The 11461-nt window shown below is 62.6% G+C and carries 10 protein-coding genes; 6 read left to right on the top strand and 4 right to left on the bottom strand.

What is annotated here, in order from left to right; genetic code table 11:
- Nucleotides 1-16 precede the first annotated feature (16 nt).
- On the top strand, nucleotides 17-2758 hold the full coding sequence (locus IPQ13_07465) for a pyruvate, phosphate dikinase (protein MBL0210733.1): 2742 nt from the start codon (nucleotides 17-19) through the stop codon (nucleotides 2756-2758).
- 5 nt (nucleotides 2759-2763) lie between these two features.
- Nucleotides 2764-3345 (top strand): phosphorylase, encoded by a 582-nt coding sequence (locus IPQ13_07460; GenBank protein MBL0210732.1) that lies wholly within the window; start codon nucleotides 2764-2766, stop codon nucleotides 3343-3345.
- On the opposite strand, the gene IPQ13_07455 is transcribed toward IPQ13_07460, so the two are convergent.
- On the bottom strand, nucleotides 3302-3631 hold the full coding sequence (locus tag IPQ13_07455) for a hypothetical protein (protein MBL0210731.1): 330 nt from the start codon (nucleotides 3629-3631) through the stop codon (nucleotides 3302-3304). The genes IPQ13_07460 and IPQ13_07455 overlap by 44 nt on opposite strands.
- A 1-nt stretch (nucleotide 3632) precedes the next feature.
- Nucleotides 3633-5597: a ComEC/Rec2 family competence protein gene (locus IPQ13_07450; GenBank protein ID MBL0210730.1), complete on the bottom strand. Its 1965-nt coding sequence runs from the start codon at nucleotides 5595-5597 to the stop codon at nucleotides 3633-3635.
- A 192-nt stretch (nucleotides 5598-5789) separates the two neighbouring features.
- Here IPQ13_07450 and IPQ13_07445 point away from each other — a divergent pair, with 192 nt between their 5' ends.
- Complete coding sequence (locus tag IPQ13_07445) at nucleotides 5790-6446, top strand: hypothetical protein (protein ID MBL0210729.1); 657 nt, start codon at nucleotides 5790-5792, stop codon at nucleotides 6444-6446.
- 87 nt (nucleotides 6447-6533) lie between these two features.
- Complete coding sequence (locus IPQ13_07440; GenBank protein ID MBL0210728.1) at nucleotides 6534-8384, top strand: energy transducer TonB; 1851 nt, start codon at nucleotides 6534-6536, stop codon at nucleotides 8382-8384.
- Between the two features lie 47 nt (nucleotides 8385-8431).
- On the opposite strand, the gene rnhA is transcribed toward IPQ13_07440, so the two are convergent.
- Both rnhA and IPQ13_07430 read right to left on the bottom strand, forming a co-directional pair.
- Nucleotides 8432-8875 carry a ribonuclease HI gene (rnhA, locus tag IPQ13_07435; GenBank protein ID MBL0210727.1) on the bottom strand — a complete coding sequence of 148 codons (444 nt, stop codon included), beginning with the start codon at nucleotides 8873-8875 and terminating at the stop codon, nucleotides 8432-8434.
- A 2-nt stretch (nucleotides 8876-8877) separates the two neighbouring features.
- Complete coding sequence (locus tag IPQ13_07430; GenBank protein MBL0210726.1) at nucleotides 8878-10266, bottom strand: L-lysine 6-transaminase; 1389 nt, start codon at nucleotides 10264-10266, stop codon at nucleotides 8878-8880.
- 80 nt (nucleotides 10267-10346) lie between these two features.
- Between IPQ13_07430 and IPQ13_07425 the strand changes: the two genes are divergently transcribed.
- Both IPQ13_07425 and IPQ13_07420 read left to right on the top strand, forming a co-directional pair.
- The gene (locus IPQ13_07425; protein ID MBL0210725.1) at nucleotides 10347-10754 is read left to right on the top strand and encodes a molybdenum cofactor biosynthesis protein MoaE; all 408 of its coding nucleotides are present in this window, start codon (nucleotides 10347-10349) and stop codon (nucleotides 10752-10754) included.
- Nucleotides 10755-10961: 207 nt separating this feature from the next.
- Complete coding sequence (locus IPQ13_07420; protein MBL0210724.1) at nucleotides 10962-11306, top strand: DUF1292 domain-containing protein; 345 nt, start codon at nucleotides 10962-10964, stop codon at nucleotides 11304-11306.
- The last annotated feature ends 155 nt before the right edge of the window (nucleotides 11307-11461 follow it).

The raw sequence follows: 11461 nt of genomic DNA, 5'->3' as shown, positions 1-11461 counted from the left end.
ATCCGAAGAGGCTTCGATGACCAAACATGTTTATTCCTTTGGTGGTGACCGCAATGAAGGCAGTGCCTTGATGCGGAACCTGCTGGGCGGGAAGGGCTGCAACCTGGCGGAAATGGCGGGTCTCGGCATTCCGGTGCCGCCGGGCTTCACCATCACCACCGAAGTCTGCAGCCTTTATTACGCCGCAGGCCGGCAACTTCCAGACGAGGTCAAGCAAGAGGCGCTCGAAGCGCTCAAGTGGCTGGAGGGTGCGCGAGGGCTCACTTTCGGTGATGCGGACAAACCGCTTCTGCTCTCCGTCCGCAGCGGCGCCCGGGTCTCCATGCCCGGCATGATGGACACGGTCTTGAATCTCGGGCTGAACGACCAAACGGTGGTGGGGCTTGAAAAAGCCAGCGGAAATCCACGGTTCGCCTGGGACAGCTACCGACGCTTCATCACCATGTACAGCAATGTCGTGTTGAATGTCCACACCAGCCTGTTCGAAGCCGAATTGGAAGGGCTCAAGCATCGCACCGGAAAACATCAGGATCCGGATGTGACCGCCGAGGAATGGAAAACCCTCGTGGCCGCGTACAAAGAAATCGTCCGGGATGAGACGGGCAAGCCCTTCCCCCAGGACCCCATGGAGCAGCTCTGGGGCGCCGTTTCCGCGGTATTCGAAAGCTGGAACACACCCCGCGCGGTGACCTATCGGAAGCTCAATCGTTTCTCTGACGATTGGGGCACGGCGGTCAATGTTCAAAGCATGGTGTTCGGCAACATGGGCGAGGACTGCGGAACCGGCGTGGCTTTCACGCGCAACCCCGGTACCGGCGAGAAGCTTTTCTACGGGGAATATCTCATCAATGCCCAGGGCGAGGACGTCGTCGCGGGCATCCGCACACCGCAGCCCATCTCATTGAAGCAGGCCGAGGGGACGAACCTCCTGAGCCTGGAAGAAGCCATGCCGGAAACCTTCCACCAGCTCCTTGCGACGGCAAACCGTCTGGAAACCCACTTCCGCGAAATGCAGGACATCGAATTCACCATCGAGCGCGGACGGCTGTTCATGCTGCAGACGCGGACCGGCAAACGCACGGCCATGGCGGGCATCCGCATCGCCTTGGATCTTGTGGACGAAGGGCTCATCTCGAGGAGCGCGGCCCTCCAGCGCATCGATGCGGACTCCCTCTCCCAACTGCTTGCGCCGGTCTTTGATCACAAGGAAAAGGATCGCCTTCGCGCTGAAGGGAAATTGATGACCACAGGCCTCAACGCGGGTCCTGGCGCGGCCACAGGGCGCATCGCCCTGAGCGCGGCCGAAGCGGAAAAAATGGCCGCCGATGGCCCGGTGGTGCTCGTGCGGGTGGAGACTTCGCCCGAAGATATTTCCGGCATGATCGCCGCGCAGGGGATCCTCACGGCCCGCGGCGGCATGACCAGCCATGCGGCGGTGGTGGCGCGCGGCATGGGAAAGCCCTGCGTGTGCGGAGCCGCTGCGTTGAACATTGATGAGAAGGCGGGCCTGGTAAAAGTCGGCGGACTGTCCCTGAAGGCAGGCCAGGACTGGATTTCCATTGACGGTTCCACAGGAGAAGTCTTTGCGGGCCAGTTGGGCGCCCACCCGTCCGAAGTGAACCAGGTGTTGGTGGATGGCCGCCTGAAGCCTGAGGAAAGCGAAGTCTACATGCGCTTCGCAAAGATCATGGTCTGGAGCGCCGAGGCGAAAAAAATGAAGGTGCGCACCAATGCGGATACTCCCGGCGACAGCAAGGTCGCGAGGGCCTTCGGTGCCGAGGGCATCGGCCTTTGCCGCACCGAGCACATGTTCTTCGAGGGGGAGCGGATCCAGGCCGTCCGGGAAATGATCCTGGCTTCTGATCTGGAAGGCCGCCGCCTCGCGCTAGCCAAATTGCTGCCCATGCAGCGGGGCGATTTCGAGGGCATTTTCGCGGCCATGGACGGCCTGCCCGTGAACATCCGCCTTCTGGATCCGCCCTTGCATGAGTTCCTTCCCCACGACGATGCGGGCTGCGCGGAGATGGCCGCGCTGTTAGGGGTCAGCCTGGACACGGTGAAGCGCCGCGTTCAGCAGCTCCATGAATTCAATCCCATGCTCGGGCATCGCGGCTGCCGCCTGGGAATCACCTTTCCGGAGATCTACCGGGTGCAAGTTAGAGCCATCGTCGAAGCGGCCTTGGATGCGACCGCCAAGGGCGTCAAGGCGCTGCCGGAAATCATGATTCCCCTGGTGGGCACCGTGCGGGAGCTGGTCTACCTGAAAACTGAATTACTGGATGAAATCGCCCAGGTGAACCGTGAACGCGGAACGGATTTCACAGCGCCCATGGGCACCATGATCGAAGTCCCCCGAGCCGCCATCACCGCCGACAAGATCGCGGAAGAGGCCGAATTCTTCTCGTTCGGGACCAACGACCTCACCCAGATGGGATTCGGATTCTCGCGCGACGATGCGGGGACGTTCCTGCCCGAGTATGTGGGCAAGAAAATCCTTGATGATGATCCGTTCCAGAGCCTGGATCTGGAAGGCATCGGCGAGCTGGTCCGCATCGCTGTGGAGAAAGGCCGCGGCGCGCGCCCAGGGTTGAAGGTGGGCGTATGCGGAGAACACGGTGGCGACCCGAGATCGGTCAAATTCTTCCACCGCGTGGGGCTCGACTATGTGAGCTGCTCCCCCTACCGCGTGCCCATCGCGATGCTGGCCGCGGCGCAAGCGACCATCGAAGAAGCCGCAGCTGATCAGCAAGGCGAATAGACGAGATGAAACTGCTGCTCGCCGCCTTCCCGCCGGAGCTCGGGGATTTGAAGGATGACCCGCCCGCTGGCTGGTTTGTGGACACCACGGGCGTCGGCGCTGCAACCGCAGCGGCCGCCACGGCCTTCCTCCTGGAACGGAGGAAGCCGGAGCGTGTGCTCTTCATCGGCAGCTGCGGGGCCTACGATGAACGGCTGCCCATCGGCACCATTTTCTCGCCGGATTTTGTCCTGGCGACCTCGGTCGAAGAAGAGCGAGGTGAATCCTACCGTCCCAGCATCGAGGCCGTGCGGTGGCTCTGCACCTGGGATCTGCCCTTCCCGCATCATCCGGTCGTCACACCGCCGGCCATCACCCGCAGCGAGGATGGCGTCAGGCTTCTGAGCCGCATGGCGCCCGCCGAGCATCTGGAATTGAACGGGGTGTTCGCAGCCTGCAACGCGGCGGGCGTGCCCGTGGCAGCAGCCCTCATTGTGGTGAATGAGGTGGGACCCGATGCCCATGACCAATGGTTGAAGAATCACATGGTGCTGGGTCAGCGCCTTATTGATGTGCTGCAGGCCTCGGGTGCGCTTGAAATGGAATGAACGCCCGGCGGCCGTTGCCGCTTTCCATTGCCCACCCCCCCTTCAGCACTTCCATGCGGACGCCGCGCTCCATGCCGGTGATGAAGGTGGAAACCGCGGCTTGGCGCAGAGCTTCCATCGTTTCCTCATGGGGATGGCCGAAACGGTTGCGGCGGCCCGCGGTGATGATCGCGACCTCCGGGGAAAGCAGCCTGATCCATTCGGGCTCGCTGGCGCTCCGGCTGCCGTGATGGCCCACTTTCAGGAAGCGGCGCGGGGACCCTGGCCCTGGCTCCCCAGATCCCATCCTAGATCTCCTGGAGCGCATCCCCCATGAGCCAGAGTTCGCGGTCCTGCCATCGCACCCTCAGTATGGTGGACACCATGTTGGCGTCCGGCAGATCGAAGGGTTTTGGCGGCCACCGCACGGAAACGGTGGCCTTCCCGACGGACCACTCATCACCTCGGTGCAGGCCGCCTCGCGTGCGGTCGCCGGCGGGCCGGAACACCATCCATGGATCGCTGGCATCGGCCATCTGCGGGAGCGCCACAGTGGCGAAAGGCCGCAACCTCGTGAGCGTCGTCCAACCTCCGGCATGATCGCCGTGGGGATGGGTGATGACAAGGTGCAATGGCTCCGTGACACCCCGGCGGCTCAGGACTCGCGCGATGCGCCGGGCCGCCCATGGGGCCGGTCCAGTATCGATCAGGGTGGCATCGCCTTCTGGAATCCGCAGCAGGAGCGCATCTCCCTGGCCGATGTCCATGGCCTCGAGGCTCAAGGTCGTGGCTTGACGGCCAATGCCCCCGGTGATGAGCAGAGCGGCAGATGCGGCCACCAGGGCAACGATCCAGGCACGCGTGCGGCCCATCTGCGATTGGGCATGGGCCAATCCCAGCCAGCCTAGGATCAGCAGGATCCAGGGCCAGAGCAGGGCGGTGGCCATCGGTGTGACGTGGGCGAAGAAGGGCACCAGGGAACCCCCTGTCCATGCGAGCAGGATGCCGATGCCCTGAACCAGGCCGGGAACCGGGACCAATGTCAGGAAAAGGCACACGGGCGTCAGCAGGGCCACCAGGGGCAGCACCACGACATTTGCCGCGGCGCCCCACAAGGGGACGCCGCCATGGAAAAGAGCCAACAACGGTAAGGTGGCCAACCAAGGCGATGTGAAACGGGCCGCGGTCAGCGCGTGCGTTCCCAAAAGAGGAGCCACCAGACCCGCCAGCGGTTCGGAACCCCAGATCAGGGCCAGCAAGGCCCACCAGGCCAGGAGGAATCCCGGCTCGCAGCCCGCGGCGGGATGTCCCAGGAGCCAAAGCAGCAGCGCGAGATGGAGACCCAGCACCGGCGGCAGCTTCCATCCGCTGGCGCCACCCAAGGCCCACGCCAGGCCCATGAAAAGGCCGCGCCACACGGGCGCCGAAAACCCCACGACCGCCGCATAAGCGACACCTGCGACCACAGCGCCCACGGAACCTCCGCGGCCCAGCAAGCGGCGAAGCAGAGCCTGCACCGCGGCCATCACCAAAGTGACCTGGAGGCCCGAGACGATCAGAATGTGCAGCGTCCCGCTCTCCGCGAAGGCCGATGTCGTTTCTTCATGGACCGGTGAGATGCCCAAAGCCAGGGCGCCCCATAGATCCCGGGCCGTAGGGTCCGTCAGAGGCAGTGCTGCGAACCGCGCCCGCACGAAGGACTGGAGGCGCAAGAGCGGTGATGGATTCGGTTTGCCAAGAATTTCAAATTGCAAAGCCGAGGCGAGGTGGATGCGCCGAGGGGTGCGATCGCTCCTGGCCCGCCAGAGCGGGCGCTCCACGAGGAAGCGCGGAGCCGGATCCACGGGACGGAGTTCCGCCCGCAGGCGCACAGGAGTTCCGGGCGGCGGTGGCTGAATCCGCGGCTGATCGCCGGGCCACGGGATGCTGAGGCGCCATCGGTAGCCCTTCAGAACGGATGGCGAGGAAATCTCGAGGGCGCTGACCAGTTGATCACCCTGCGGGGTCCAAAGGGCGTCGATGCTGCCTTCAAGAACCTGCAGATCCGACGGGAGTTGTGATTCCCAAAGAGCCCGCTGGCGCAGGTTTCCAAAAGTGCCCCAGACCAGGACCGCGGCGAGGGGAATCACCGCCAATCGGCGATGGCGGATCAGCAGGGAGGCCAACAACACGAGAATCCAGCCCCCAAGGATCCAGGACTTTCCGAGGTGGCCCGTCCAATCCTCGGGCAGCAGCCAAGGCAGCCCGCAGGCCGCGGCCAGAGCCCAGGCCAAGGGCCAAAGATCCTTGCCGCTGGCGCGTTGCCAGACCCTTTCCCTTGTGAGCATTGGATGAGTGTAAGCCGTGGTCCGATAAACCACGGATGGCTTGACAGGCGTGGAGGCCCGACGGAGTCTTTGCCTATGCTGTCCCTCCGACTCCCCAGGCCCTTCATCGCGGGCAGGTCCCTCTTTTCCGGAGTACGCATGTCGGCGCTTGGCCTGGCAGCTGGGGGCCTTTTGGCCTGGACTCCGCGTTTCCATGAGGTCCAGACCAAAGTGGCTGCGAGGATGATCCCTACGCCCATGTCAGCCCTGCTGGCGACCTATCCGGAGGCTCTGAAGGAGGGCGTCCGGGGTGCTGGCAGCGATCAGCCGCCTACCGCGGAGGATGTTGAAGATCAGTACGGGCGCATCCTTGCCTTGAGCGAGGCCCGCAAGAACCCAGGGGAGATCGTGCGGGAGCTCGGGCGCCTGGCCCGCATGGTCCAGGAGATCACTGCCCCCGGCAGCACCATGGGAGTGGATCCTTTGAGGCAGACCTTCGAAGCCTTCGCAGAGGAGCGCTTGAAATGGCTCATCGTGACGCGGGAACCCTTCTGGTCCCTGAAGTCGGCTCTGGATCCGAAACCCAAACTGCTGGAGTGGGCCAGACTGAAATACCATCGCCATGGGCAGCTGCGGGAACACTTTGATTTCAAGACAGGACGCCGTTTGGGACAGTGGGATGACCTCTCGGTTCCCTATGCGCTGTTGCAGCTTTCCTTTTCAAACGGGGTCCAGGCCACCGCCAATATTTGGATCCTCATCTACCGTGCCACGGGGGATCTTTGGTCCTATCCTTCCATAGGGAGCAGTAGGTGACTCATGTGACCGACTTGGAAGAACCCGGGGCGCTTGGGTTTTTCTCGCATCAAGACTATCTTTAGAACCTCATTCGGAGCCCCAACTATGGCTACCTACACACGGCTTGGTTCCTTTCTGCTGGCTGGTGAACTGACAGCGGATCCCATCGGCCACATTCAACGTGGCGTGTCCATCGTGGGCAGCGCCTTTGATCACCATTGGCTCGTGCGCACCTTCTCCGAGGAACTGCTGCAGGCAGGCCTGGCTTCGAAGTTGGGCGAAGCGAGCAAGCTGCTTCCCCAGCTCAGCGGCTCCAAGGCCTTTGGCCAGGGCTACCGCATCGAGAGCTCGGCGCCTCCCCACGTCACTTGCGACTATGTGCCCGGGCGCACGCTGGCCCAGATGATCGAGAAGGCCAAGGTCGAGCAGATCCCCTTGGGCGTGGACCATGCCTTATCCATTCTGCAAGGCATCGCTCATGGCGTGACCCACCTGCATACCAAGGGCCTCGGCCACGGCCTCCTCACGCCCCATGGCATCTGGGTGAGCTTCGAGGGCGCCACGGAGATCCTGGACGCCCCCTATTCCCAGGCCATCCGCCAATTGCTGCCCAAGGCCCCGGTGACCAAAGGGTCCTTGGAAGCCTATATCCGCGAGACGGGCGGCAATGCTCTGCAGCAGGACTTCTTCTCGATGGGCACGATTCTATACGAGCTGCTCACCTTCGAAAAATTCCCGGTCATGGCCGAACCGGCCTTCGCGGCCAGCAAGGCGACCCTCAAGGCCGCCCAGGAAGACTCTCCGGTTCCACCCGAGATCCTGAGCCTGCTGAAGCGGCTGCTGGGGGTCGGCGAACCTTTCGAGAACGTCCAGGCCTTCAACGCTGAGATGGACCACGTCCTTTACGACGGCGATTACAGCCCCACGACCTTCAACATGGCCTTCTTCATGCACACCCTGTTCCGTGAAGAAAACGATCGGGATGGCGCTGCCGTAAAAGCCGAACAAGCCGACAATTTCGCAGCCTATTCATCCGAGGCGGACAGCATTCATGCCTCCAGGCCCCATTCCGAAGTGAGTGAGGCCGAGCAGGCCCAGACCACCCGGGTCAGCAAGAAAGGCCTTTATGGAGGCATCGCTGCAGCCGTGGTTGCGGTGGGCGTGCTCGGATTCTTCGCCCTCAAACCTAAGGGGGAAAGCGAAGAAATCATCAAGATGCGCACTGAACTGGCGCAGCTCCAGGCCGCACAGGCCGAAAAAGAGCAGCAGCTAGCCGGGGCGAGCCAGGCCAACAAGGAAAAGCTCGACATACTGAAGAAACAGCAATCGGAGGCGAAGTCGGCTGTGGATCAGGCCAGGCTCGAACAGCAGATCAGAGAAGAAGAACGCATGAAGCAGGAACTGGATCAAAAGAAAACGGATCTGAAGAAACAACAAGATGAAGCCCGAGCCAAGGCCGCGCAGATCGCGCAGGCGGCTGCGCCCCAGCCGGTTCCGAAAACGACGCCCGTGAAGGTGGAACCGCCCAAGCCTGAGCCTGCAAAAGCAGAACCACCCAAGCCCGCCGCAGCCGCACCCGCACCCACGCCCGCACGCGTGCAGGACCCCCAGCCGACCCCCCCGGTCGCCCAGCCTCCGCCATCCGCGCCCACCATCGTCCAGGAAACCGCCGCGGCGGCTCTGAACAAGGCTCAACCCACTTTCCCGATGCGCGCCAAACAGATGCGCTTCGAGGTCGACAAGCCCCATTCCGTGAAGGTGAAGGTGTTCGTGGATGCCCAGGGCCGGCCGCAGAAGGTCACGGTCATCAGCGGCGTTGATGGAGCTTGGGGCTTCAACGAGGCCGCCCACGACGCAGCGTCCCGGTCAACCTACACGCCAGCCACACGGGATGGAAAACCCGTGGCCGGCTACACCATCGTCGAGTACGTGTTCGGACCTGCTGGCCGTCGTTGAAGATGCCTGGCGCCAAGCCAAAAAACGCCCGATTCATCGGGCGTTTTTTATGGAATGGAGCGGGCCGCCTGGTTCGCCAGGACATCCACACGTTCGTTCTCGGCGTGGCCCGCGTGGCCCTTGACCCATCGGGCTTCAACGTGGTGGCGTTGAAGCTGGGCGTTCAAGGCCTGCCAATGCTCCACGTTGAGCACTGGTTGCTTGTCGGCTTTCCGCCAGCCGTTCCTTTTCCATCCCGCAAGCCAGGTCTGGATCCCCTTCACCACGTATTGGCTGTCGCTGAACAGCAGCACTTCGCAGGGCGTCGTCAGCGCTTCCAGCCCCCGGATGGCGGCCAGGAGTTCCATGCGGTTGTTGGTGGTATCCGGCTCCCCGCCACTGCCTTCCTTCTCCTTTTCACCGAGGCGGAGCAGGTAGCCCCAGCCGCCGGGCCCGGGATTGCCCAGGCAGGCGCCATCGCAATACAGCTCGACCGCGGGACGAAGCGACACCACTAGACCAAAATAGGGGCGGATTTCTCGGTGGCGGCTTCGCCGGTACGCGAGCCAGGAAGGCTATTCACGACATCCGCGATGCTTCGGCGCAACAACTCCACGCCCAGGTCCAGATCTTCGGTCTTGAGGTTCAGGGCTGGGCGGAAACGAAGGCCGTGGGTCCCGCTACTGAGGAGCATCATGCCCAATTCATGGGACCTTGAAACGATCTGATTCCGGAGTTCCGGCGTGGCCATGTCCAGGGCGCAGAAGAGCCCCTTCCCGCGGGGATTCGAGGTGAACCCGGGGAAGTCCGCCGCAATCTCCTGGAGGCCCTTCAACAAGCGTTCACCCTGCTTGGCGCAGTTGTCCAGCAGCTGCTCTTCCACCATGATTTCGATGATCCTGGTGCCACGCACCATGTCCACCAGATTGCCCCCCCAGGTGCTGTTGATGCGCGATGGCACTTTGAAGACGCTGTCGACCTCATCCAACCGCGGTCCTGCCGCGATCCCGCAGGCCTGGGTCTTCTTCCCGAAGGCGATGATGTCCGGTTGGACATTGAAATGCTGGTGGGCCCACCATTTGCCGGTGGTTCCAAAACCCGATTGGACTTCATCGAAGATCAACAGGAACTCATGTTCGTCCGCCAGCCGCCGCAATGCCATCAGGAATTCTGGACGGAAGTGGTTGTCCCCGCCTTCCCCTTGAATGGGCTCGATGATGAAGCAGGCGATATCGTCAGGATCCTGTGCCACCGCCGCCTCGATGGCTCGGACGGCCTCCCGCTCGGCTGATTCGACCTGGGTAAGGTTCTCAGCCGTCAAAGGGAAGGAGAGTTTTGGATTCGGGATGCGCGGCCAGTCGAATTTCGGGAAGTACTGGTGTTTTCGCGGATCCGCGGTGTTGGTGAGCGACATGGTGTAGCCTGTGCGGCCATGGAAGGCCTCCTTGAAGTGGATGACCTTGGAGCCTTTTTCGCCCTTTCCGTTCGCCAGGTTCTTGCGGACCTTCCAATCGAAGGCGGCCTTCAGCGCGTTTTCGACGGCCAGGGCGCCTCCGTCAATCCAGAACAGGTGAGGCAGATAGGCGGGCGCTGCGTGGGTGGCGAAGGCCTCGACCCATTCGGCGTAATCGGTGGTGTAGATATCCGAATTCGCGGGCTTGTGCAGTGCGATGGCCCCAAGGCGCGCGCGGAATTCCGGCGTGTTCAGTTTCGGATGGTTGTGCCCGAGGGGAGCCGTGGAGAAAAAGGTATAGAAATCCAGATATTTCTTCCCGTCGCGGGCATCCACGATCCAGGAGCCATGAGACTTTTCCAGGTCCATGACTAGATGGAATCCGTCCACCAGGATATGTCGCTGCAAGGCATCGAAAACGTCGTTGGGCTGAATGTTGAGGTGGGTCATCGGGCGCCTTTCCAAACACTCCAGTGTAACGTGTAGCTGGAGATTCCTGAACCGTGATTCCCGACGTGGCCGTGCTCGACATGCCCCTGGAAGCCAACGCGCTGCGGGCCTTGGTTTCCGATCCCGCCGCGGGGGCCATCGTGGTGTTCGAAGGCACGGCGCGCAACCACCACCAGGACCAGGTTGTGGAGTCCCTGGCCTACGAGGCTTTCATCCCCATGGCCGAGGCAGAACTCCGGCGATTGCGCACGGAGTCCATGAGCCGCTTCGAGCTCTGCCGCTGCGCCATCCACCACCGCATCGGCGCAGTGCCCTTGCTGGAAGCCGCCGTGGTCATCGCTGTCTCCAGCGCCCACCGGAAAGAGGCATTCGAGGCGGTCGCATGGTTGATGGACCGCATCAAGGAAAGCGTGCCCATATGGAAACGGGAGAAGTACCCGCAGGGTGGCGAAGCATGGGTAGAAGGCGCGGACCGCCCGCCCTTGTGACTCCCCGACCGGAAAACCTTGGTTCCCCGTTGCCCCGCCCTTTGCCCCTAACCCTGGAGGCCCCCCCCGGGCCCGCCCCCCCCCCCCCCCCCCCCCCCCCCCCCGCGGGGGGCCCCCGGGGCCCGCAGCCCCCTTGAAAAATAGAAAATTTGCTGGTTCCATTTGGCCATTAATCCTACCCTGGGAGCTTGCCCAAAGGAGCACCCCATGGCCCACGAAGGACACGAGCACGGACCCGACTGCAACCACGAGGACGACGATTCCTTTGAAATCGAAGTCGTGGAGCTTGAGGACGAAAATGGCGAAAAGGAAGAATTCGCCATCCTGGAAGAGGTGGACTTCGAAGGCCGCCATTTCTGCGTGCTGGCTCCCTTGGAAGAGGTCCAGGCCCAGAACGATGGCAAGGACAGCGAAGAGGGACTGAGCCTCGAGATCTTCGAGGTGAAAGACGACATGTTCACCGCCCTTGAAGACGAAGAGATGGCCGAGCGGCTCATGAAGCACCTTGATGAAGTGGCCGCCAAGCTCGAAGCCGAAGAAGAAAAGGACTGATCGTAGAATCAGGCCTGACAAGCCCCGGCTTGCCGGGGTTTTTTCATTCAAAGGACAGTTGCCGCGTGGCGCACCAACATTTATGGGTGGATCCCTTCTCGGGGCTTTCCGGCGATATCTGGATCGGCGGGTGGCTGGCCTTGGGCGTGCCCGAA

The sequence above is a fragment of the Holophagaceae bacterium genome, assembly GCA_016720465.1.
Classification (GTDB): domain Bacteria; phylum Acidobacteriota; class Holophagae; order Holophagales; family Holophagaceae; genus JANXPB01.
The sequence above is the reverse complement of the archived record's forward strand: the minus strand, read 5'-3'. Positions and strand labels throughout refer to the sequence as shown.

Excerpts from the sequence above, each read along its gene's own strand:
- IPQ13_07425 (MBL0210725.1), top strand. The coding sequence starts at position 10,347 with ATGCCCCTGGAAGCCAACGCGCTGCGGGCCTTGGTTTCCGATCCCGCC.
- IPQ13_07465 (MBL0210733.1), top strand. The coding sequence starts at position 17 with ATGACCAAACATGTTTATTCCTTTGGTGGTGACCGCAATGAAGGCAGT.
- IPQ13_07420 (MBL0210724.1), top strand. The coding sequence starts at position 10,962 with ATGGCCCACGAAGGACACGAGCACGGACCCGACTGCAACCACGAGGAC.
- IPQ13_07445 (MBL0210729.1), top strand. The coding sequence starts at position 5,790 with ATGTCGGCGCTTGGCCTGGCAGCTGGGGGCCTTTTGGCCTGGACTCCG.
- IPQ13_07430 (MBL0210726.1), bottom strand. The coding sequence starts at position 10,266 with ATGACCCACCTCAACATTCAGCCCAACGACGTTTTCGATGCCTTGCAG.
- IPQ13_07440 (MBL0210728.1), top strand. The coding sequence starts at position 6,534 with ATGGCTACCTACACACGGCTTGGTTCCTTTCTGCTGGCTGGTGAACTG.
- IPQ13_07460 (MBL0210732.1), top strand. The coding sequence starts at position 2,764 with ATGAAACTGCTGCTCGCCGCCTTCCCGCCGGAGCTCGGGGATTTGAAG.
- IPQ13_07455 (MBL0210731.1), bottom strand. The coding sequence starts at position 3,631 with ATGGGATCTGGGGAGCCAGGGCCAGGGTCCCCGCGCCGCTTCCTGAAA.